The following is a 21,661-nucleotide window of genomic DNA, read 5'->3' as shown; positions in this document are numbered from 1 at the left end:
CACTTACCTTTCAGTACAATTTATGCCGGGTCAAAGATCAAAAACTAAACCGGTTTTTGACCTTTGACCGGGTAAGAAGATGTCTTGTAGTTCGGACGCTCAAGCTTAACTATTTTTAAGTGAAATTATCACTAAATTACTTTATTTATCACTTAATTTAGTTATGATAATTATCACGGATCGACATAAGGAAACCAAAGTGCCGAATGTTGAATGGAGTAAGACGGCAATGAAACAGCTTCTCCGCATAGATAGTCGCTACCGTGAAGCGATATATGCCCGGATAAGTGAGCTAGAAGAATTTCCTGATGTGCGGCTAGATTTAAAGAAGCTGCACGGCAGTAAAGGGAAAGAATATCGGGTAAGGGTGGGTGTTTATCGGGTGCTGTTTACGGTAATAGATGGAAATCCAACCATAATCCAGATTGAAGAGGTAATGCGCAGACAATCAAATACATACTAAGTGGAGGCGAGGCAACCCGCTTCAACCAGTGAGAAATCTCGACTTTTCTCCAATATTTGCGAGACCCGTGAGAATGAAAAAAATACAATTCTTGACCGATGAAAATGGTGCACGTCAATCTGCTGTGATACCTATTGACCTGTTTAATAAACTGGTAGAAGCCGCAGACCTGGATGATTTTTACGAATCGGTTCCCTATGCTCCTGGCCCTAACGACGATGAGACAATCCCACATGAAGTTGTAGGCTACCAAATGAGAAAAGGCGCGACTTTACATGCCGCCTGGCGCATGTATCGTGGTCTATCTCAAGAGGCTGTAGCGGAAGTGCTCGGCATCTCTCAAGCGGGTGTAGCAAACATGGAGAAACGTGCTAAACCTCAGCGTTCCACATTAGAAAAACTCGCTGAATTGTATAGATGTCGCGTCACCCAGCTAATTGATGACTGATAAAAAATCCGGGCCAATGGAGTGTCTCCTGGATTAGTCGGGGAAAGAGATAACTACAACAAACTATCTCAATTTTTATCCTTATTGAGATAGTTTGTGAAAGAGATGAGAGCTTACTTCACCTTCACCAGTGTCCGACCCTGAACCGCATTATTCATAATGTCATCGGCAAATTTAGGCGCTTGCTCCATGCTAATCTCGGTCGTCGCCGTCTCATAGAAACTCTCCGGCAACAATTCGGCCAGACGCTCCCACGCGGCAACTCGGCGCTCAATCGGCGCGCTCACCGAATCAACACCTTGCAGGCGCACGTTACGCAGAATGAATGGCATCACTGTCGTTGGCAGTGAGAAGCCGCCCGCAAGGCCGCAAGCAGCGACACAACCGGAGTAGTTCATCTGTGCCAGCAGTTTGGCGAGTACATTTCCACCCACGGTATCAACCGCACCAGCCCACACTTGTTTTTCCAGTGGACGAGTTTCAGCAAATTCGCTGCGTGGCAGAATGCGGCTGGCACCTAACTGGCGCAGGTAGTCGTGAGTGGATTCACGGCCAGAAACTGCTACAACCTGGTAGCCCAAAGCATGCAGCAGAGCAATTGCGGTGCTGCCCACGCCGCCGCTGGCACCAGTCACAACCACTTCGCCACTTTCTGGTGTAATACCTGCATCTTCCAGCGCCATCACGCACAGCATCGCGGTAAAGCCTGCGGTGCCGACGATCATCGCTTTGCGTGCGCTAAGGCCGGCAGGCAGTGGAACCAGCCATTCGGATTTCACACGTGCTTGTTCGGCAAGGCCACCCCAATGGTTTTCACCCACACCCCAGCCGGTCAACACCACTTCCTGACCTGCGCTGAAATTAGCATCATCACTACTCGCCACGCGCCCTGCGAAATCAATCCCCGGCACCATCGGGAAGTTACGGATGATTTTGCCTTTGCCAGTGATCGCCAGCGCATCTTTATAGTTCAGGCTTGACCACTCAACATCAACCAGCACATTTCCCAGATCGATTGCCGGCGCAGAGATTTGTTTTACCTCGGCCTGAGTCTGGCCTTCAACTTGTTCAAGTACGACTGCTTTCATGGTGGATCCTCATTCGTTGGGCCGGGTATTCCAGCCTAATTGTTTCTGATGCCCAACACGGTATACCCGAAGCAGCTGAGAATAAAGAATACCAACAATATTCCTGTGTAAATGGCTGCTTTTTAGCAGGTTATAAGATTTTCATATTTTAACTTTTGACCCTACCACTCGTATGTTTGAAACAAAAGTTTCTAACCGTTGTGACAAAAGTTTCACATATGCCCATTTGGCAGTTTCAGCCCCTTCTTAGGAGATAAGCATGCGCGTCATTCGACTTACAACCGCTGTAGCCCTGGTACTGGCAAGTGCGCATGCAGCCGCACTGGATAAGTTAAAACTGCAACTCGACTGGATGCCAAATGGCGGTGATAAAGCATTCGTTTTTGTCGGTGTTCAAGAAGGTTTTTACGCAGCAGAAGGGCTGGATGTCACCATTTTACCTGGCCGTGGCAGCAGCGACACGCTGACGAAAATTGCTTCAGGTGCAGCTGATGTGGGCACTGGCGGCATTGCTTCTTTAATGATGGCGCAAGCTGAAGGTGGCATTCCAGTGAAAGCCATCATGAGCATTTACTCAAAACAGCCTGATGCGATTTACTCGTGGCAGGGAAGCGGCGTGACCGATATGAAAAGCCTGAAAGGCAAAACGCTTGGTATCCCGACGTTCTCTGCCTCTAATGCGTTGCTTCCCATCATGCTGGAAAACAATGGTGTTGATCCCGATAGCGTAAAACAGATCAAAGCTGACCCAGGCACGCTGGTGCCAATGCTGGCACAGGGGCGTGTTGATGGCGTGGTAGTGTGGTCAACTAATCGCCCGAGCATTGAAGCGACGCTGACTCAGGTAGGTAAAAAACCGCTTGAACTGGCCTGGACCGATTACGGCCTTGATGGCTACGGCCTGTCGTTCTTTGCCTCCGATAAGCTCATCAAAGAAAAGCCGGATGTTGTAGCGCGTTTCGTCCGAGCTTCCAAAAAGTCTATCGAATTTAGCCTGACGCACCCGGACAAAGCCGCCGCTGACCAAAAAGCGATGGTGCCTGAAGCCGATGTCGTGATGCTGGAAGCTGATTTCAACGTTACAAAACCGCTGATTAACAATGAAATTAGCCAGCGCGATGGCCTAGGCCAATTCGACCCGACGCTTCTGAAACACACCTGGGAGTGGGTGGCGAAATCAATGAAATATCCGACCGATAAAGTAAACCCGGAAACCCTGGTTGACCGTAGTTTTCTCGCTAAATAAGGGAATGTCATGCAGCCTGTTATAGAGCTTAGTCATGTTAATCAGACATTTATATCTGCTGATGGCACCAGAGTTACGGCACTTGATGAGGCGAATCTGACGCTGCGCCGCCATGAATTCGTCTCATTTATTGGCCCATCAGGCTGCGGGAAATCGACCATTTTGCGTTTGATTGCCGGGCTTTTGAAACCGAGCAGTGGCACCATTTCGGTGTATGGCAAACCAGTGACCGAACCACGCGATGAAATGGGGTTTGTGTTCCAGAAACCGACGCTGCTGCCGTGGCTCACCGTGCTCGATAACATCACGTTTCCGATGAAACATAAATATGGCCGCGTGGATGCTAAAGATATCGCGCGTGGGCATGAATTGCTGGAAATGACAGGGCTGACGCAGTTTGCCAATAAGCGACCGGCGGAACTTTCAGGCGGTATGCAGCAGCGTGTTTCCATTGCTCGCTCTTTGCTGCATGACCCGGATATTTTGCTGATGGACGAACCGTTTTCCGCTCTTGATTCCCTGACGCGAGATGAAATGAGTTTTGAGTTGATGCGTATCTGGAATGAACGCCCAAAAACAGTGCTGTTTGTTACCCACTCAATTCAGGAGGCGTTGCTACTTTCTGACCGCATCGTGGTGATGAGCGCGCGCCCTGGGCGAGTAAGTGAAATTATTGATGTCCCGCTGGCACGCCCAAGAGATGAGGAAACACTCAATCACCCGCTATTCCATGAGTTAACCGCAGATATTCGCCACAAAGTGTTTAGCCGCCGCAAGGAGCCTGCATGAAAGCGTTTCTGGAAAAGTACATTGCGCTGCTGGCGCTGGTGGTGGCGGTTTTGCTGTGGGAAGGGGCGTGTAAATTATTCGCCATCCCGGTGTTTATTCTACCTTCGCCATCGGCCATTTTCGCTTCAGTAAGCACGTTGGATGCCGGGCGCTGGGCGACTCATATCCTTGCAACATTAAGCGTGGCGTTAAGTGGTTTTCTACTGGCGATTGTTATTGCGTTGCCGCTGGCCATTGCGATTGTCAGCTCTAAATTGCTCGCCCGCCTGGTGCTGCCATGGTTGATTGTCATTCAGTCCACACCGGTTGTGGCAATTGCGCCAATTATTGTCGTAACACTGGGTTCCGGCATGTTGCCGCGAGTGGTGATCACCACTTTGATCTCTTTCTTCCCGCTGGTGATTTCCACGGCGACCGGCATGAATTCTGTGCCGTCTGAATTGCTTGAACTGTCTAAAACATTACGTGCACCACGCAACCGCGAATATTGGCAGATTCGTATGCCGTATGCGGTGCCTTATATCTTCAGTGCACTAAAAGTGGCGATTACGCTGTCGATTATCGGCGCGGTAGTTGCGGAGTTTGTCGCAGCCGATCAAGGCCTGGGTTATCTGATTTTATTCAGCACCTCATCGTTCAAAATCCCATTGGCTTTCGCCAGCTTGTTCTTGCTGGTGGTGTGCAGCCTGACGTTGTACGGGCTGGTGAGCTGGATGCAAAAACGGTTGTTCCCGTGGAGCCTCGACGCAAAATAAGGAAGGAAACAGATGTCTTTAAAACGTGGGCCTACGCCAAATAAAGAGCAAATTTTACGCCACTTGCGCCGCTCAAATGAGGTGGCACACAGGGCGATTGCACTTGGGCATCATCCTTTTGGTGCGCTGTTAGTCGCACCGGATAACGAAACAGTATTGCTTGAGCAGTGCAATATCGACACGGTTAATCACGCGGAATCAACCCTTGCGCGAATTGCGGCGACTAACTACACCGCCGAATATTTATGGCAATGCACGCTCTTTACCGCCGTCGAACCTTGCTGCATGTGCGCGGGTACGGCGTACTGGGCAAATATTGGGCGAGTCGTTTTTGGCATGTATGAGAGTCAACTATTGGAAGCGACCGGCAACCATGAAGAAAACCCGACCATGAGTGTGTCGTCGAAATACGTTTTCGAGCATTGCCAGAAACCAGTGGAGTTAATTGGCCCGGTGGAAGAAATTATCGAAGAGACAAGGGCGATGCAGCAGGCATTTTGGGCGGGGCGGTAGAGGGTTGAATGTCGGGTGAACGTTAGCCTCACCCGACATGACAACGTTTAACCCTGCAATTGCAGCGTGGTTAAACAGGTCTGGCTCTCTTTGTGCGTCGCAATTGGTGCAGTGGCCGTTTTCCCCTTGTAACTTACTTCAATCGTGCCTTCAATATCACGTGGCAACCAGACGCCAACAAACCCGTTGGCGTGGCTGGTCATACTTTTCTGCAATACGACTTTGCCGCTTTTGTCCGTCACTTTCACATCAAATGGCGTATTTGCAAGCTCGCCACGGCAGCCAGAAAGACTGTGGTTAAAGCACGGGTGGGTTTGCGTCACGTAAGGTGCGAAAGATAAATAGAACTTATCGCCGAGCGGATAGCTGAACTGCTGCGTGCCGTCAGACAACTTCAGTTCGGTGCTGGTGATACCTGCGTTATACGGCAACGGTCGAGCCTGGGTTGAACCGTCGATCGCTTCCACCATTTGCTCGGTGGTTTTACCCGACAGACCGTGTGCTGCGAGAAACTCTGCATCTGATTGCGCAGCAATTGCCGTGCCACTGATGCTCAGTGCCAGTAACGCGAAAAGCAGTTTTTGTTTCATCTATAATTCCTGTCTAAAGAGAGAGTTGAGTTGTGCTCGACTCTAGACCTTCCCCTAAGGGGAGGGTCAAAAGGATATGCAATTCTTTACAGAATGTATGGGTATTTTGGGCGTTTATGGGTAAAAGGCGATGTCGAAGCGACGGGAAATAACCCGCGCTTCGAGATTGAATGGTGGATAGGGATTGTTAAATTTAGGTCTTTTCAGGTGCTATAGCGCAAAAGCGTGTATCCAGCTTATCCGTGTTTAAGTTTGAGGGAATTGTATGGAGTGAAGTGTTTTTCTGGCGACTGACATAAATGTTGCCATAAACCTAAGAAAGCTTACTTGGGTAACTCTGAGCAGGCTTTTGTATTTGGCATACGCTGACGGCCTATTATGTGCCAGGAGTGGACATTGCATACGTGAAATTCCTGCCTACTTACAAACAAATAAACCTTTATATTGCTGTGTGTTTATTTGCGCTGAGCAAATAATTGGTTGTTTTTCGCACAAGCGTAACGCTGTCTTATGTATATCAAATAAATGAATCGACATTGCTTAATCAATATAAAAAGAAAGTGTTTTTTAACTAATTGATTTTAATCAATTAAAATATTGGTGAAATGATTGCATTAACAATAGTCCAGGAGCATATATAAATAGCACAATAACTAAATTATAATTCTTTAACATCCGGTTGATATATGAGGTCAGAATGCGATTAATTGTCATGCTGTTAAGCTTTGCGCTCGCCACACAGGTCTGGGCGGGGGAATTTGCCAGACCTGCCGGTAAAGCCCTTTTAACGCTGTCTGGTAATATCGAAAATACAAATGAAGCTGGTAAAGCCGTTTTTGATCTCGCCAGCCTTGAGAAACTGGGTACGGTCAGCTTTAAGACCACTTCTCCCTGGTATGATGGCCGCACTACTTTTACGGGTATCCCACTACAAAAGCTTATGGATTATGTCGGGGCGAAAGGTTCTGTTGTTAAGGTCACTGCGCTCAATGACTACACCACAGAAATCCCCCTCAGTGATTTTAAGAAATACAACGTTATCCTTGCTTTAAAAATCAATGGAGAATATATGCGTATCCGTGATAAAGGCCCGTTGTTTGTTGTTTACCCCTATGACAGCATCCCTGAGCTGAATAATCAGATTTATTATTCAAGGTCAGCCTGGCAGGTCAGCAGAATGAATATTGAGTAATGGGTCAGAACACCAACATGAACAGAATTCTGGCTGGCATCATTTGTTTCCTTTTTATATCTACTGCGTATATCTCTTTCCTTGTGCATGAAAGGCAACAAGAGTTACAGAAGCTGACTCACTACGCCGCTTCGTGGTCTGCTGCACAGATGGTATCAGAGTATTACCGGTTCGAATCGTTGCTTGGTCTTTACACTATTGATGAGACGATGACGCTGGATGATGTGCGCATGCGTCTCGACATTATGCTCAGCCAGAGTGATTTAATGAAAGAAGGTGATTTGAGGAATTACATAGAAAGTAATAAAGCCCATCATGCACTGGCTCTACAGCTTGAAAAGACACTTGAGTATCTGGATATTAATCTTGAGAAAATGAACCGCTCAGAACTCCAGGCATACCTGAAAAAAATGCAGACTCTTGATGCACAAATGAGTCGTCTGTCGTCCGGCGCTTTAGACAAAGATATCAACACGATTAATGACGCCAACCTCAAAATTAAAACCCTGTACTATATTTACTCAGCGACGTCTGTATTGCTAATAATAATGAGTGCGATACTGGGTCTGCTGATATTTTATCAAAACAGAAATATTCTGAAGGCACATCTTCAGGTAAAGAGTCTTGCTGAAGCACTGCAGGAATCTAAAGAAAAACTGCAAGTCCAGAATGCAAAGTTGGAGTATGACGTCTACCATGACTCTCTCACAGAGATGAATAACCGCCATTTTTTCTGGGGGAATTTAAATGAAACCATCGAGAACGCAGTAAAAAACAATAATTCTGTGAATGTGATGTTGTTTGATTTAGACCGATTCAAGGAGGTCAATGATACGTATGGTCATGATGTCGGTGATATGTTATTACGCCAGATATCACATCGTCTAATTTCGATGGGCCTGGCTTCCGATACGCTTTATCGTTTAGGCGGGGACGAGTTTGCGTTTCTCTCGAGTGGCCTGACGGAGAGCGGTGCCGTTTCACAAGCCCAAAATATATGCAATATTATCAGCCAGCCCTACACTATTTATAATACGATTATCAATATAACTACCAGTGTCGGTATTGTCATCTCAGACACTGAACGCCGCTCCGACTATCTCTATAAATTTGCCGATCTGGCCCTTTATGAAGCTAAAAAGGAAGGCGCTGGTAAAATAAAAGTCTTCCGGCAATGGATGTTAGATAAGTTGCAAGAAAGCCGAACCCTTGAGCATGATATGGCACTGGCGTTAGTGAATAAAGAATTCGTGGTTTACTATCAGCCTATTGTCGATTCTTTCAGCCAGGAAATTTACAGTTATGAAGCCCTTATTCGTTGGATACATCCTCAGAAGGGCCTACTGTCGCCGGACAGCTTCATTCCGGTGGCTGAAAAAACAGGAATGATTAACGAGATGGGGAAATCGGTGCTTGAAATGGCCTGCCGGGAAGCCGCTTCCTGGGTGATTCCGACTAAAATTTCAGTCAATGTCTCTCCTGTCCAGCTAAGCAGTAAAACCTTTGCCGGAATGGTGTTGTCCATTCTGAACGAAACGGGACTTCCCGCTGAGCGTCTTGAACTGGAAGTGACAGAATCCTCTCTCTTTACTGAGAGTAATACGCCGATGAATACGCTTAACAGGCTGCGGGCTCTGGGAGTGAAAATCTCCATCGATGATTTTGGTACCGGTTATTCTTCTCTTTCGCGCCTGAGTAAGCTTGCCTTCGATAAAATCAAAATAGACAAGTCCTTTGTGAATTCTATATCCACACAGGAAGATGCCCTTAATATCATCAGGCTTATCACCGGCATGGCGAAATCCCTCAATATGAAATCCGTTGCGGAAGGTGTTGAAACACAGGAGCAACTGGAAAGCCTTCAGGTGCTGGGCTGTGATTTCATACAAGGCTATCTGTTTGGTAAACCCCAGCCTTATATAGATGGGAAAATCAGATACGGTTAAATTGACAATGTTCTTTCTGCCTGGTCATACACCGGAATATCTACTTCAACTTAAACGCAATGGAAAAACGACAGGAGTAGCAAACTCCTGTTGCCAGCTCCGTTTCTCAGCTTGCTGCGATGGTGGCTATGTCATCACTCATCGCTTGTAACTCATTGATCAGTCTTGCCACATGGAAACCATCGCACACGGAATGATGTACCTGAACAGCGAGAGGCAACAGTACTTTTCCATCTTGTTCGTAGTATTTTCCAAGAGTGAACATGGGGGCAAAAAAATTCTGCATGTTTGCAACGTTGATATTAAAACTGGTAAAACTTACCCAAGGAATAGCCGATACGAAAAATATATTCTCCCGAGACTCCTCCTTAGGCCAATAAGAAAGGTTATTACCATAGCGTGCAATATCTTCTGAATAAACGTCCTGGAAGTGATGAATATTGCCATCGTAGTGACTCCATAATGATGAAAAGGTCTCCGTTTCATTATGGAAAATGGTGTAGCTTGGATGAATGTCATTCCATATGACAAGCTCATTGTTCTTTACGGCCATACGGAACTCCGCATGACTGTTTACGATTTTAGAAAGGAGGAAAATAATAGTTGGGTAAAATTTCCAGCCAACTTCCTTTATATTTTTTAGCAGCACGGTAATATCTACCAGGACGGTTTGGTTAATTGTACTTTGAGCAAATGACTGAAACACCTCAAAATGCTCCTTCCTTGCCCAACGAGATAAGTCAACAGGTGTATATTCCAGAGGTGTTTTTTCCATTTTTTAACCTTTCATTATGAATTATATATCAGATGTTAGTCTAAATTTTTATGAATTAAGCAAATGTAAAGGAGTAAACCCATTTTGGTAGCGAACGCATTTTTTGAGAGTAGCGTATCCTTATACAAGAGGGAAGGGAATTTAGAATATTTAATATATTAGATATTCAAAGTAGATTGTGCAATCTACTGGCGTTTTCCTTTCAATAAAATGTCGTGGACTATCCGTCTCTCGCTCAAATCTGCCTTAAGATCGTTCACTGGCGACTCCGTGCCAAAGACGGACGTTTAAGATACATCCCACGACATTGATTGTACGCTATCGTCCATGGTTGTTATTGCCGAAAAAGATTATGACCCAGCGTGGCCGGGAATATATACGATAATGGAGCATTCTATTAAAGGGAAATTGTGGGCGATCATATTGAAAATTTTTCTTGTAGGTTCTACAGCAGTGCCGGATCTTATTTCCAAATCGGTTATTGATATAGGCTACATCAAAAATTAAAATATAAATAGCTGCGGGAAATGGACGGCCATCTGGAAAAGTATTTACCTATTTTCATGTTTAACGTCCACATCTTGCTGTGAGCGGACTGAATGTGCCGCACCTGCAGCTAAGTGCCAGGAGCAGGCTTCCGCCCCCTCAAACAGACCATTTTGTTATGGAAAAACATTTTCTCCGGTTACATGCTATGGGCGCATAATTAATCTGTATGATTTTGAGTCGTTCCGGATTGTAAGATGTGTGCACTTATGGAGACGGAAGCGCACTCAGATTGCTTTACGCCTATAAGCTCGGAGAAATATCTATCTACTGAATCTTGAGATGTGAATTTAATAACATCATATAAATAGTAAGCTAATTACACGTTATCCTTAAGTTTCTTACTTTAGACCATGTAATGGGCTCACTATATTAATACCACTGGATAGCTTCTCTTTATTTCCCTGGTAATCTTCTAGCAGAATCGCAATAAATAAGCTGTCTAGCAGATTCAACTGAACAATCCGGGCAACAGCATTTTGCCCAAGCAAAGGGCCACTCATCGCCGGACTGAAAATTGACAAATCCGAGCTCTGAGAAAGTGGAGAGCCATCATTATTGGTGATACATATCACTTGTGTCTTCTTCGCTCGGGCTGTATTCACTGCATTAAGCATTTCCCTGGTGGCACCAGTTTGCGAAATTGCAATGACAACATCCTTTTCATCAAGTTGACTTGCTGCCATCAGCATTAAGTGAAAATCACTATAGGCATGACTAATTATTCCTAAGCGAAGAAGCTTATGTTCGAAATCCAAACCTACTGAGGCTGAACCACCCACACCAAAAATGATCACTCTGCGAGCGTTAAAAATCAGCTGAGCTGCTTTTCCTATAGTCGCTGCATCGGCGACGGATCGTGCCTCTTTGAGAGCCTGAATACTGCTCGAAAAAACCTTATCCATCACGGTATCGAGGCTATCATGCTCCGTGACTTCTTCTTCTTTCTCATAGGGCAAAGACTCAAAGTAACTGATGAGCGCGCTTCGTAGTTCCCGAAAACCAGAAAACCCTATCTTTTTTGCAACCTTTACCAGCAAAGGCTCAGATACCTTTAGCGTAATGGCTACTTCACGCAAGCTTGTTTCCTGGCAAACATTTCCTTTAATGATTAACCATTCCGCAATGCGACGTTCAGTCGGATTTAGGATGGAGAGTGACATTTTTATCCGCGCGCCTATCGCGAGCGCACTTTCCACTTCTTGAACTACATCTTGCTTATCCGTCATTTTTTGTACCATAGGTTTATAAAACATTGAGGGCTAAAGACTACCATAACGCGTTGTGCCTATAGAATGTGAATTCGCGTAGAGTTTACGATAACAACCAAATTTGTGAATAACGTAAGTAAATAAACATCCCTAAAAATAGGAAAACCCCACAGAAACCAGACACTCAGCCTACCAATTACGCGGAGCCTATCCTTTAATTTTACGCTTTTTTAAAAAATTGTGAACTTGATCGGTTCGATGGGTTGACTCCTTTGCGACTTCACAGTGATAATCTATTTTGTGAAGTTTGTGCGTGATGACGATAAATGATCGTTTAATTTATTGCTCACATTTAATTTCCTCGTTGTACCCTTACATGGTCAAAAGAACGCTATGAAAACAGCAATATTTGGAATTCTTCAGCGGATAGGGCGCTCCTTTATGCTCCCGATAGCTCTGCTGCCCGTTGCAGGATTGTTTCTGGGCATTGGCGCTTCATTCACAAACCAGGCGACTATTGACTCTTATGGTCTGCAGCCACTGCTTGGTGACGGCACCGTACTTCACACATTTCTTACCGTCATGAAAAGTGCCGGTGGTGTGGTTTTCTCTAACTTACCTGTCATTTTTGCTATTGGCGTTGCACTGGGAATGGCAAAAAAAGAAAAAGAAGTCGCTGCGATTTCAGGGGCTATCGGTTTCTTAATTATGCATGCCACTATCAATGCGATGCTTGATATTCACGGGCTGTTGGCCTCTGGCGCTCTCCCTGAAGGTTCGTTAGGCATGACGCTGGGTATCAACTCACTTCAGATGGGAGTGTTCGGAGGCGTTATTGCCGGACTGGGTGTCGCGGTGCTGCACAATCGTTTTTACCGCATAGAACTTCCGGCTATGTTCTCGTTCTTTGGCGGTACACGCTTTATCCCCATTATCTCAGCCGTTACTTATTTAGTCGTCGGTATCCTGATGTTCTTCATCTGGCCAACCATACAAAATGCGATTCTGCATCTTGGCGACCTGGTCAACAGCGCAGGATATGCCGGTACGTTTATCTATGGTCTGACCGAACGTGCACTTATCCCTTTCGGTCTGCATCACGTTTTTGCCATGCCTTTCTTACAGACTGGTCTCGGTGGTACGCAGCTTATTGATGGCGTGGCTGTATCCGGAGCGACAAATATTTTCTTCGCTGAACTGGCCAGCCCGCATACGCAGCAATTTTCAGTGGATGCAACCCGATTTATGGCCGGTAAATATCCGTTTTATCTGTTTGGCATCCCCGGGGCAGCGCTGGCTATTTACCACACAGCCCGGCCAGAGAAACGTAAGCTTGTTTTGGGCCTGCTGTTGTCGGCTACCCTGACTGCAGTCGTCACCGGTATCACCGAACCCATTGAATTTTCTTTCCTCTTTGCAGCACCACTTCTGTACGGCATGCACTGTGTATTAGCGGGTCTGTCATTCATGTTCTGCCATATTTTTAATGTGGCCGTGGGGCAAACTTTCTCGGGTAGCTTAATCGATTTCGTCCTCTTTGGTGTTATGCAGGGAAATGCAAAAACACACTGGATTAATGCAATCCTGATAGGGATCCCGTTATTCCCTATTTATTACTTCAGTTTCCGCTTCGCAATCACCCGTTTCAATTTCAAAACTCCGGGCCGTGAAGATGACACTGAGGAAACAAAACTTTATACGCGTAAGGATTTACAAGCGCGTGACCAGAAAATTAATACCATGAGTAATAAAACGAAAAGTGAAGATGTCTCAGCATTAATCATTTCTGGTCTGGGAGGAGCGGCCAATATAGCTGACATTGATTGCTGTGCCACCCGCCTTCGTATCACCGTAGTGGATGAAAGTCTTGTTGATGACGTAATGCTTAAAGCCTCCGGGGCTAAAGGTGTCGTGAAAAAAGGCAACGGCATACAGGTCATTTATGGACCGCATGTCACTCTGATTAAATCTGGTCTGGAAGATTGTCTGGACAGTGCAGAGTAAACAAAGGGTGCTTTGCACCCAATTATTATCACCTTCTGATTATTAATAGATTAAGAGAGCACATATGAAAATTGCTATCGGTTGCGATCATGTCGGCATTATCCTGAAACCTACGATTACTGAACATCTTATTGCACGGGGTATTCAGGTAATTGATAAAGGTGCGCATAGCGAAACACGTACAGATTACCCAATCTATGGCAAAGCAGTAGCAGACGCTGTTGTTTCAGGAGAGGCTGATTTGGGTATTGTAATTTGTGGCTCAGGGATTGGTATATCAATTGCCGCCAATAAAGTTCACGGTATTCGTGCAGTTGTGTGCAGTGAACCCTATTCAGCTAAACTTTCCCGCTCACATAACAATACCAACGTGCTCTCTTTCGGCTCGCGCGTCATTGGTTCTGAGTTGGCAAAAATGATCGTTGATGCCTGGTTGGATGCAGAGTTTGAAGGTGAGCGTCACCAGACGCGTGTTGAGATGATTGCAGACATCGAGAAGGTATAAAGATGAGCGCACAATTTTGCCCGTCGCTAATGTGCGTGGATTTTTCACGCCTAGGCGAAGAGTTACATGAACTAGAAGTTGCGGGTGCCGCAATGTTCCATATCGATGTCATGGATGGCCAGTTTGTGCCAAATTTTGCTCTCGGCCCTGAAGATATTAAGGCGGTATCAAAACTGGCGACTATCCCTTACGACGTACATCTAATGGTTACGAATCCTGATCCATATATCGATCGCTTTGCTGAGCTGGGCTGTAGCATTATTTATGTCCACGCTGAAGCGCCGATTCATTTACATCGTACGTTGAGTAATATCCGTAGTAAGGGGATTAAAGCGGGTGTTGCTATTAACCCCGGAACGTCTCTGAATATATTAGAAGAACTGCTGGATGTTGTAGATGTGGTTATGATTATGTCGGTCAACCCAGGTTTTGCAGGCCAGCCTTTTATTGCTGCTTCTGTAAGTAAAATTCGGCGGTTGAAAGCCATGCTACAACAACATCAGAGCAAAGCTCAGATTGCTATCGATGGGGCTATCTCTCCTGATGTCGTAAGAACTCTGGGAACTGATGTCGACATGTTTATTTTAGGAACAGCAGGTTTATTCCGCAAAGACATGTCTTACTCACAGGCGATGACTGTTCTGAGCGAACAGATTGATTTATGTAACCAGAGTTAGCAGAAACAATGGTTATGATGCATTAAGGAGTCGTCAGGTAACATACTGCCCTCCTGTTGTTATCACGACAGCACCTAAATATAGGAGAAAGAAATGAGTTTCTCAGAAAAATTTTTGTGGGGGGGCTCTTTATCAGCCGCTCAATGTGAAGGTGCCTGGGATGAAGATGGGAAAAGCCCAGTGCAAGTAGATTTTGGTGACCCTGGGTCGACCAAAGACAGACGTTATATCCATTATATTAATAAGGATGGAACAAGAGGTAAAATGAGGCAGTTTGATCATTTACCAGAAGGGGCTAAATATCAAATCTTTGATGATATTAGATATACAAACCATGTAGGTATCGATTTTTATCATAGATATAAAGAAGACATTGCCTTATTAGCAGAAATGGGGTTCACCACATTTAACACAACAATTTCTTGGGCCAGGATTTTCCCACAGGGCGTTGAAGGTGGAGTGAATAAAGCTGGTGTGGAATTCTATCGTGATGTGTTTAAAGAGTGTCGTAAATATGGAATGGACCCAGTTATTACATTATATAAATACGATGAGCCTACTTATTTAGAAGAGACATATAAAGATTGGACAAATAGGGAGATGATTAACCAATTTGTCGAATTTGCGAGAGTTTGTTTTACTGAATATAAAGACATAGTAAATAAGTGGTTAACTTTCAATGAAATCAACATACTGTTACATTTCGATGTAAAAGAAGGAAAGCAAGTTGCTTATACAGAACTGCATAATCAAATGTTGGCTTCTGCAAGAGCGACAATTGTTGCCCATGAAATAGATCCAAACATAAAAGTAGGATGTATGGTTGCAGGATACTGTTCATATGCTTATACCTGTGATCCAGAGGATGTAATAGCTAATTATAAAATATTCCAAAATCTCTTTGGATACTGTGCAGATACAATGGTTAGGGGATATTATCCTTCATATGCCCGACGTATTTGGAAAGATAACGGTGTCAGTTTAGTTATTAGCGAGCAAGATAAGAAAGATTTATTGGAAGGCAAGTCAGATTTCTTAGCTTATTCATATTATATGTCTAATGTATTCACAACGCATAAAGATGAAGGAATGGCATTAGATGGTGCTGGTGTACAACATTCAATAGCAAACCCATATTTAAAAGCGAGTGATTGGGGTTGGCAAATTGATCCAACTGGTTATGAGTATTTTTTACATTTCATTTATGATCGTTACCAAATTCCACTATTTGATGTAGAAAATGGATTGGGGGCCCATGATAAAATAGAAGCTGATGGGCTAATTCATGATACTTACCGTATTGATTATCACAGAAGTCATATTAAAAGTTTAATGAAAGCAAGAGCAGAAGGTGTGGATATTTTTGGATATACCTCCTGGGCACCTATTGATTTGGTTTCATTTACCACAGGTCAAATGGATAAGAGATATGGCTTCATTTATGTAGATATGAATGACGAAGGTGAAGGGGATCTTCACCGAGTTAAGAAAAATTCATTCTATTGGTACAAAAAATGTATCGAATCAGATGGGAAAGATTTGGAGTAATTGATTGGGAATTGTCAAATAGTTAATTTGGCCTTGATTGCTTTATATGATTACCCTCCGGTTCACCCGGGGGGAACAATAACAATATTATTTTGTTGAATAAATTATGCTTGGGAAGACCATAAATAAAATTGGGAGATTGCTTGTTTTTGGTATGCTCGTTCCAGCAACGGAGACTGGCGAATTATGGGCGAAAATAAATTTAAAGCGCTTGCTTCTGCATGTAAGTTAATAAATTTCTTACAGGCACGGGTTTCCAGTTTTTGCCTAATTACTACTTCGTTTTATCAAAAAGATTATATAATGAAAGGACAGAATCTACAAACGGTATGTAGTGGAAGATAAACCCACTCAAGTGAATCGCCACGTGTCTAAAGATGTCTACGAGTCATTTATTGATCCCCTTCAGCTGAGCAAATGGATATCATGAGCTTCCGCTCCTCGCTTATAGCAGACGCAAAACCAACTTAACGAGTGTTAACAGCCTCAAAACAAACTCTCATTCCGCGCTCTAATCCACTCCCCACTAATCGGATGAGCAAAATGCAGTTCGCTGGCATGCAGCATCAGTCGGGGAGTCTGTTCGGTACCCGGCAGCAGTAAACCGCCATATAGATCACAGCCTAAAATAGGGTGGCCCAACTGCTGGCAGTGGATGCGCAGTTGATGAGTGCGCCCGGTTTCCGGCGTCAGCTCGACTCGCGTCACTGGCAGTAACGTCCCGTCTTGTTGCTCATGATGAAAACGCTCAATGACCCGATAACCCGAACGAGCGGGCTTGCCGTTGATGGCGCAAATCGACATCAGTGGGAAAAGCGCCGGGTCTTTGGCAATCGGCGCATCTATCACTCCTTCATTTTCGCTCAGATGCCCGCAGAGCAGTGCGCTGTAAACTTTGGTCACTGTGCGCTGGCTGAATTGCTGGCAGAGGGCTGCATTGATAGCCTTATTAAGGGCAATCACCATCAGCCCAGAAGTGCCGAAATCCAGGCGATGGACCAGAGTGCAACCAGGGAATATTTTCACCAATCGGTGATGCACCGAATCGAGATTTTGCGGGTTTTTCCCTGAGAGGCTGAGTAGTCCTGAGGGTTTATTGATAAGCACCAGGTGCTCGTCCTGATAGAGAGTCTCTACCTTGTCATGGCATGGCGGGGCAATAAAGGTATCGATAATCGTAGACATCAGGCTGCCTGGAGGGTGAGTGGGAGCGGATAATAACGAATTTTAAACCGACTGGCGAATCTGACTATTCGCTTTGTCATGCAGGTTGGCTTTGTGATCTCGATTTTCGAATAACTCGTTGAAACTGATGTGGCTCGACGTTATTTTTTACGATATCAAAACAGTTAATGGTCATTAAAATGAAAAAAATCCGTTGGGGCATCATTGGTACAGGAACGATTGCTAAAAAATTCGCCGGGACTCTGGGTTACTTATCAGATGAGTGTGAATTTGTTGGTGTGGCATCACGCTCCATTGAAAATGCAGAGGCTTTTGCTACGCAATATGGTGCGAAGAGGGCGTTTGGCAGTTATCAGGAACTGGCGCAGAGTGCTGATATAGATGCAGTGTATATCGCAACACCGCACAACTCGCACTATGAAAATAGCTTACTGTGCTTAAAAAATAACAAGCATGTTTTATGTGAAAAAAGTTTCACGATTGATGTAAGCCAGGCTGAGCATTTATTTAAACAAGCATCTGATAATGGCTTGTTTATTATGGAAGCGTTTTGGACGAAATTCTTACCAGCATATGCTGAAATACATAAAATATTAAACAGTGGTCAACTGGGCGATGTAGTGAATATCGCCGCAGATTTTGGTATCAACCCGCCTGGTAGCAGAAATGATCGTAAAATAAACCCTGAGCTTGCGGGTGGTGCACTTTATGATGTGGGCATTTATGTCATCAGTATTACCTGCATGCTGCTGGGTTATAAACCTGAACGCGTGGTATCCAACGCCGTGTTATCAGAAGGTGGTGTTGACCTGTCAAGTTTCTATTATATGCAGTATGAAAGAGGGCAAGTTGCTCTGTTAAGCTCATCAGTAGAGGCGTTGTCACGACAGCAAGCGGTTATTCAATGTAAGAATGGCTATATTGTTATCGACACACCACATGCGGCAAATGGTTTTACTGTTTACCAGAATGACAATAAAAAAGAGTATCACTTCCCGTTTGATTTCGATGGATTTGAATATCAATTAAGGCACACCAACGATTGTATTCGCCAGGGGAAAACGGCAAGTGACATAATGAAACCACAAGACACAATCGCCGTATTAAAAATCATGGATAACATGCGTAAAGAATGGGGTATGAAATTCCCATTTGAAATCTAGTTTTACCCGTTGGAATAAAACCCGGAAGTGAGTCTTCATTTCCGGACCCAACACAACCACCAGGTTTATGGCTAAGCCCTTGATGATTTTCTAACAACGAATTTGGTGTCTTTTAAAACACAGTCAGCCTGGCACACCCGTACATCAGGATGTGCCCGTTAGTGCTGCGAGAGAATTATCAAAACCCACAAAAACAAAAAAGCCCGCTTAAGTTTCCTTAAGCGGGCTCTCGAATTTGGCTCCTCTGACTGGACTCGAACCAGTGACATACGGATTAACAGTCCGCCGTTCTACCGACTGAACTACAGAGGAATCGGTTAACGGGGCGCATATTAGCGATTCGGGAGGGGCATGTCAAAGGGTTCGCGAAAAAGTTTTTTGTTTGCTCTTTTTATAGTCAACATGTTGAGTATTAAGGCGAATTTGTCTTATCTGTAATCAATAAATGTAAATCACCCTCCGGCCCATTCCTTCGCTCAATATTAACCATTGTTTATCTATGGACTATGTTGGTGCAAAGACGCATAAATCTTGAACACCACAGCTTTATTGTTAAGCAGATGTGATCCCCGCTGTAAATTCATTGCGTTGTACCGGAGCGCATTAAACGGCGCTCTATACTCAAATAAGTTTGAATCCAGGCACCGGGTGGCCAAATCTGGCAACCATTTTGCTTAATGTTCAAGGCTGTGAAAATCGTAAGGAAACCCCGTAAGGAAACCTCGCTGTAACCACAGGAAATTGACTGGATAGTGCATTTTGTTCGCGTTTTTGCTTTTGAAATGGCTCTTACACCGTTTTGCATAAACCTCTTTGCTGATTTGCTAAGGAACATACAAATGTCGCTGAAATTGATCAGAAGTCCTCTTTCTCTGGTGTTGGCTGGTTGTCTGGTAACGGCGTTTTCCGCCCATGCCGATATTGTCATTGGTGTCGCAGGACCGTTTACCGGGCCGAACGCGACATATGGCGATCAGTACTGGCATGGCGCGACTCAGGCCGCCGAAGATATTAACGCTGCCGGTGGGATTAACGGCGAAAAAATCAAACTGGTGCAGGGCGATGACGCCTGTGAGCCAAAACAGGCGGTTTCCGTCGCTAACCGTTTGGTTGACCAGGACAAAGTAAAGGCTGTGGTCGGCCATTTCTGTTCTTCATCTACTATGCCTGCCTCGGAGGTTTACAACGATGCGGGCATTCTCGCCATCACTCCCGGATCGACCAACCCGCTCATCACCGAGCGTAAGATGAACGATATGTTCCGCATGTGCGGGCGTGATGACCAGCAAGGGAAGGTGGCCAGCGATTTCATCATTGATAAGCTCAAAGCCAAACGAGTGGTGATCATTCACGATAAAGACACCTACGGGCAGGGACTTGCAGATGCTACCAAAGCGGCACTCGCGAAACGTGGCGTCAATGATGTGATGTACGAAGGCTTGTCGCGCGGTGAAAAAGACTTCAATGCGCTGGTCACCAAAATCGGTGCGCAAAAACCAGACGTGGTGTTCTTCGGCGGTTGCCACCCGGAAGCGGGGCCACTTGTACGCCAGATGCGTGAGCAGGGCGTGCAGGCTAAATTCTTCTCCGGCGACTGCATCGTGAACGAAGAGATGGTGACTGCGGCAGGCGGCCCGCAATATACCAACGGCATTTACATGACCTTTGGTAAAGATCCTCGCTTGATCCCTGATGGCAAAGCGGTAATCGACAAATTCCGCGCCAGCAAATTTGAACCTGAAGGTTACACCCTCTATTCCTACGCTTCTGTTCAGGCCATTGCTGCGGCATTTAAAGCCACTGGCGGTACAGATTCAGCCAAAGCCAGCGCCTGGCTGAAAGCAAACCCGGTGGATACCGTGATGGGTAAAAAAGCCTGGGATGATAAAGGCGACCTGAAAGTCTCCGACTATGTCGTCTACCAGTGGGATGACAAAGGAAAATATAAAGAAGTCCAATAATATCGGGATTTGTAGGGGGGATAAGCGGTAGCGTCATCCACCATTTTCGCCTTTCATTGCTGGTGAAAGTGTCGGGTGACGCTGCGCTTACCCGACCTACAAAACAAGCTTGTCCGCCGCGCTAAAAGAGATTGCCTGCCTATGGACGCATTCTTCCTGCAACAATTGATCAATGGCGTAACGCTAGGTTCCGTCTACGGGTTGATAGCTATTGGCTACACCATGGTTTACGGCATTATTGGCATGATTAACTTCGCACACGGCGAAGTGTATATGATCTCCGCTTATCTGTGCGCCATAGGGCTTGCGCTGCTTTCGTTCTTTGGTTTGCAGTCGTTTCCTTTACTCATTCTCGGCACGCTGGTGTTCACCATAGTGGTGACGGGCGTGTACGGCTGGACCATCGAGCGCATCGCTTATAAACCGCTGCGCAACTCTACCCGTTTAGCACCGCTGATTTCCGCAATCGGCATGTCGTTAATCCTGCAAAACTACGCACAAATCAGCCAGGGGCCGCGCCAACAGGGCATTCCAACCATGCTTGATGGCGTGTTCCGTTTTCATATTGGTGAAGGATTTGTGCAAATCACCTACACCAAAGTATTCATTTTGATTGCTTCGTTTGCTGGCATGTTGCTGCTGACCTGGATTATCGGTAATACCAAGCTGGGGCGCATGTGCCGGGCTGTACAGCAGGATCGCAAAATGGCTTCAATTCTGGGGATTAACACCGACCGCATTATCTCCATTGTGTTTGTGATTGGCGCCTCGATGGCCGGGCTTGCCGGGGTACTGATCACCATGAACTACGGCACTTTCGATTTTTACGCCGGTTTTATTATTGGCATTAAAGCCTTCACGGCGGCGGTACTGGGCGGGATTGGTTCCTTACCCGGCGCAATGCTTGGCGGGCTGATTCTTGGCATTGCCGAGGCGCAGTTCTCCGGCATGGTGAATTCTGATTACAAAGATGTGTTCTCGTTTGGATTACTGGTGGTGATCCTCATTTTCCGTCCTCAGGGGCTGCTTGGCCGACCTATCGTTGCCAAAGTGTGA

The 21,661-nt window shown here is 45.4% G+C and carries 21 protein-coding genes and 1 tRNA gene; 16 read left to right on the top strand and 6 right to left on the bottom strand.

The features are described 5' to 3' along the window. Positions 1-199: 199 nt before the first annotated feature. Positions 200-463: a type II toxin-antitoxin system RelE family toxin gene (locus GC128_RS11105; RefSeq protein ID WP_151994345.1), complete on the top strand. Its 264-nt coding sequence runs from the start codon at positions 200-202 to the stop codon at positions 461-463. Positions 464-536: 73 nt separating this feature from the next. Continuing rightward, positions 537-911 (top strand): helix-turn-helix domain-containing protein, encoded by a 375-nt coding sequence (locus GC128_RS11100; RefSeq protein ID WP_151994344.1) that lies wholly within the window; start codon positions 537-539, stop codon positions 909-911. 113 nt (positions 912-1,024) lie between these two features. Here GC128_RS11100 and acuI read toward each other — a convergent pair whose 3' ends face one another. Further along, positions 1,025-1,999 (bottom strand): acrylyl-CoA reductase (NADPH), encoded by a 975-nt coding sequence (acuI, locus tag GC128_RS11095; RefSeq protein WP_151994343.1) that lies wholly within the window; start codon positions 1,997-1,999, stop codon positions 1,025-1,027. Positions 2,000-2,258: 259 nt separating this feature from the next. On the opposite strand from acuI, the gene GC128_RS11090 reads away from it, so the two are divergent. The 4 genes from GC128_RS11090 to GC128_RS11075 are packed head-to-tail and all read left to right on the top strand — an operon-like array spanning position 2,259 to position 5,302. Continuing rightward, positions 2,259-3,245, top strand: a complete 987-nt coding sequence (locus tag GC128_RS11090; protein WP_226812077.1) for an ABC transporter substrate-binding protein — start codon at positions 2,259-2,261, stop codon at positions 3,243-3,245. Positions 3,246-3,254: 9 nt separating this feature from the next. Further along, positions 3,255-4,034: an ABC transporter ATP-binding protein gene (locus tag GC128_RS11085; protein ID WP_151994342.1), complete on the top strand. Its 780-nt coding sequence runs from the start codon at positions 3,255-3,257 to the stop codon at positions 4,032-4,034. After that, on the top strand, positions 4,031-4,789 hold the full coding sequence (locus GC128_RS11080; protein ID WP_151994341.1) for an ABC transporter permease: 759 nt from the start codon (positions 4,031-4,033) through the stop codon (positions 4,787-4,789). The genes GC128_RS11085 and GC128_RS11080 overlap by 4 nt, the downstream gene beginning before the upstream one ends. Positions 4,790-4,801: 12 nt before the next feature. Then, complete coding sequence (locus GC128_RS11075; protein ID WP_151994340.1) at positions 4,802-5,302, top strand: nucleoside deaminase; 501 nt, start codon at positions 4,802-4,804, stop codon at positions 5,300-5,302. 47 nt (positions 5,303-5,349) lie between these two features. Here GC128_RS11075 and cueP read toward each other — a convergent pair whose 3' ends face one another. Beyond that, positions 5,350-5,892, bottom strand: coding sequence for a copper-binding periplasmic metallochaperone CueP (gene cueP, locus GC128_RS11070; protein ID WP_151994339.1), 543 nt, complete (start codon positions 5,890-5,892; stop codon positions 5,350-5,352). A 697-nt stretch (positions 5,893-6,589) separates the two neighbouring features. Between cueP and GC128_RS11065 the strand changes: the two genes are divergently transcribed. Further along, a complete protein-coding gene (locus GC128_RS11065) occupies positions 6,590-7,084 on the top strand; it encodes a molybdopterin-dependent oxidoreductase (RefSeq protein WP_151994338.1) in 495 nt (164 codons plus the stop codon). Between the two features lie 17 nt (positions 7,085-7,101). Beyond that, positions 7,102-9,030 (top strand): putative bifunctional diguanylate cyclase/phosphodiesterase, encoded by a 1,929-nt coding sequence (locus tag GC128_RS11060; RefSeq protein ID WP_151994337.1) that lies wholly within the window; start codon positions 7,102-7,104, stop codon positions 9,028-9,030. Between the two features lie 106 nt (positions 9,031-9,136). Here GC128_RS11060 and catA read toward each other — a convergent pair whose 3' ends face one another. Further along, positions 9,137-9,805 (bottom strand): type A chloramphenicol O-acetyltransferase, encoded by a 669-nt coding sequence (catA, locus tag GC128_RS11055; protein ID WP_151994336.1) that lies wholly within the window; start codon positions 9,803-9,805, stop codon positions 9,137-9,139. A gap of 327 nt (positions 9,806-10,132) precedes the next feature. On the opposite strand from catA, the gene GC128_RS23295 reads away from it, so the two are divergent. After that, a complete protein-coding gene (locus GC128_RS23295) occupies positions 10,133-10,312 on the top strand; it encodes a GrpB family protein (protein WP_151994335.1) in 180 nt (59 codons plus the stop codon). 380 nt (positions 10,313-10,692) lie between these two features. Here the strand turns inward: GC128_RS23295 and GC128_RS11045 are convergent, their stop codons facing one another. After that, positions 10,693-11,580: an SIS domain-containing protein gene (locus tag GC128_RS11045; RefSeq protein ID WP_151994334.1), complete on the bottom strand. Its 888-nt coding sequence runs from the start codon at positions 11,578-11,580 to the stop codon at positions 10,693-10,695. A 375-nt stretch (positions 11,581-11,955) separates the two neighbouring features. On the opposite strand from GC128_RS11045, the gene GC128_RS11040 reads away from it, so the two are divergent. From GC128_RS11040 to GC128_RS11025, 4 genes are all read left to right on the top strand, one after another. Beyond that, positions 11,956-13,566 carry a PTS transporter subunit EIIC gene (locus GC128_RS11040; protein WP_151994333.1) on the top strand — a complete coding sequence of 537 codons (1,611 nt, stop codon included), beginning with the start codon at positions 11,956-11,958 and terminating at the stop codon, positions 13,564-13,566. Between the two features lie 64 nt (positions 13,567-13,630). Then, on the top strand, positions 13,631-14,071 hold the full coding sequence (gene rpiB / locus GC128_RS11035; protein WP_151994332.1) for a ribose 5-phosphate isomerase B: 441 nt from the start codon (positions 13,631-13,633) through the stop codon (positions 14,069-14,071). A gap of 2 nt (positions 14,072-14,073) precedes the next feature. After that, positions 14,074-14,748 carry a ribulose-phosphate 3-epimerase gene (gene rpe, locus GC128_RS11030; protein ID WP_151994331.1) on the top strand — a complete coding sequence of 225 codons (675 nt, stop codon included), beginning with the start codon at positions 14,074-14,076 and terminating at the stop codon, positions 14,746-14,748. A gap of 93 nt (positions 14,749-14,841) precedes the next feature. Beyond that, positions 14,842-16,296 (top strand): glycoside hydrolase family 1 protein, encoded by a 1,455-nt coding sequence (locus tag GC128_RS11025; RefSeq protein ID WP_151994330.1) that lies wholly within the window; start codon positions 14,842-14,844, stop codon positions 16,294-16,296. A 486-nt stretch (positions 16,297-16,782) separates the two neighbouring features. Here the strand turns inward: GC128_RS11025 and GC128_RS11020 are convergent, their stop codons facing one another. Next, complete coding sequence (locus GC128_RS11020) at positions 16,783-17,481, bottom strand: RluA family pseudouridine synthase (protein ID WP_151994329.1); 699 nt, start codon at positions 17,479-17,481, stop codon at positions 16,783-16,785. A gap of 179 nt (positions 17,482-17,660) precedes the next feature. Here GC128_RS11020 and GC128_RS11015 point away from each other — a divergent pair, with 179 nt between their 5' ends. Further along, positions 17,661-18,644 carry a Gfo/Idh/MocA family protein gene (locus GC128_RS11015; RefSeq protein ID WP_193216244.1) on the top strand — a complete coding sequence of 328 codons (984 nt, stop codon included), beginning with the start codon at positions 17,661-17,663 and terminating at the stop codon, positions 18,642-18,644. Positions 18,645-18,880: 236 nt separating this feature from the next. On the opposite strand, the gene GC128_RS11010 is transcribed toward GC128_RS11015, so the two are convergent. Beyond that, positions 18,881-18,956: transfer RNA gene (locus GC128_RS11010), tRNA-Asn, on the bottom strand. Between the two features lie 527 nt (positions 18,957-19,483). Here GC128_RS11010 and GC128_RS11005 point away from each other — a divergent pair. Both GC128_RS11005 and GC128_RS11000 read left to right on the top strand, forming a co-directional pair. Next, positions 19,484-20,605, top strand: coding sequence for a branched-chain amino acid ABC transporter substrate-binding protein (locus tag GC128_RS11005; RefSeq protein WP_151994327.1), 1,122 nt, complete (start codon positions 19,484-19,486; stop codon positions 20,603-20,605). Positions 20,606-20,746: 141 nt separating this feature from the next. Beyond that, positions 20,747-21,661 (top strand): ABC transporter permease subunit, encoded by a 915-nt coding sequence (locus GC128_RS11000; protein WP_151994326.1) that lies wholly within the window; start codon positions 20,747-20,749, stop codon positions 21,659-21,661.

It is taken from the genome of Buttiauxella massiliensis (genome assembly GCF_902500225.1).
Taxonomy (GTDB): Bacteria; Pseudomonadota; Gammaproteobacteria; order Enterobacterales; family Enterobacteriaceae; genus Buttiauxella; species Buttiauxella massiliensis.
Note: the sequence above shows the minus strand (reverse complement) of the source record. Positions and strands in the feature narration are given on the sequence as shown.

Excerpts from the sequence above, each read along its gene's own strand:
- catA (WP_151994336.1), bottom strand. The coding sequence starts at position 9,805 with ATGGAAAAAACACCTCTGGAATATACACCTGTTGACTTATCTCGTTGG.
- GC128_RS11065 (WP_151994338.1), top strand. The coding sequence starts at position 6,590 with ATGCGATTAATTGTCATGCTGTTAAGCTTTGCGCTCGCCACACAGGTC.
- GC128_RS11100 (WP_151994344.1), top strand. The coding sequence starts at position 537 with ATGAAAAAAATACAATTCTTGACCGATGAAAATGGTGCACGTCAATCT.
- GC128_RS11020 (WP_151994329.1), bottom strand. The coding sequence starts at position 17,481 with ATGTCTACGATTATCGATACCTTTATTGCCCCGCCATGCCATGACAAG.
- GC128_RS11040 (WP_151994333.1), top strand. The coding sequence starts at position 11,956 with ATGAAAACAGCAATATTTGGAATTCTTCAGCGGATAGGGCGCTCCTTT.
- GC128_RS11045 (WP_151994334.1), bottom strand. The coding sequence starts at position 11,580 with ATGACGGATAAGCAAGATGTAGTTCAAGAAGTGGAAAGTGCGCTCGCG.
- rpe (WP_151994331.1), top strand. The coding sequence starts at position 14,074 with ATGAGCGCACAATTTTGCCCGTCGCTAATGTGCGTGGATTTTTCACGC.
- GC128_RS11080 (WP_151994341.1), top strand. The coding sequence starts at position 4,031 with ATGAAAGCGTTTCTGGAAAAGTACATTGCGCTGCTGGCGCTGGTGGTG.
- acuI (WP_151994343.1), bottom strand. The coding sequence starts at position 1,999 with ATGAAAGCAGTCGTACTTGAACAAGTTGAAGGCCAGACTCAGGCCGAG.
- GC128_RS11090 (WP_226812077.1), top strand. The coding sequence starts at position 2,259 with ATGCGCGTCATTCGACTTACAACCGCTGTAGCCCTGGTACTGGCAAGT.
- GC128_RS11025 (WP_151994330.1), top strand. The coding sequence starts at position 14,842 with ATGAGTTTCTCAGAAAAATTTTTGTGGGGGGGCTCTTTATCAGCCGCT.
- cueP (WP_151994339.1), bottom strand. The coding sequence starts at position 5,892 with ATGAAACAAAAACTGCTTTTCGCGTTACTGGCACTGAGCATCAGTGGC.
- GC128_RS11075 (WP_151994340.1), top strand. The coding sequence starts at position 4,802 with ATGTCTTTAAAACGTGGGCCTACGCCAAATAAAGAGCAAATTTTACGC.
- GC128_RS11000 (WP_151994326.1), top strand. The coding sequence starts at position 20,747 with ATGGACGCATTCTTCCTGCAACAATTGATCAATGGCGTAACGCTAGGT.
- GC128_RS11085 (WP_151994342.1), top strand. The coding sequence starts at position 3,255 with ATGCAGCCTGTTATAGAGCTTAGTCATGTTAATCAGACATTTATATCT.
- GC128_RS11015 (WP_193216244.1), top strand. The coding sequence starts at position 17,661 with ATGAAAAAAATCCGTTGGGGCATCATTGGTACAGGAACGATTGCTAAA.
- GC128_RS11060 (WP_151994337.1), top strand. The coding sequence starts at position 7,102 with ATGAACAGAATTCTGGCTGGCATCATTTGTTTCCTTTTTATATCTACT.
- GC128_RS11005 (WP_151994327.1), top strand. The coding sequence starts at position 19,484 with ATGTCGCTGAAATTGATCAGAAGTCCTCTTTCTCTGGTGTTGGCTGGT.
- rpiB (WP_151994332.1), top strand. The coding sequence starts at position 13,631 with ATGAAAATTGCTATCGGTTGCGATCATGTCGGCATTATCCTGAAACCT.
- GC128_RS23295 (WP_151994335.1), top strand. The coding sequence starts at position 10,133 with ATGGTTGTTATTGCCGAAAAAGATTATGACCCAGCGTGGCCGGGAATA.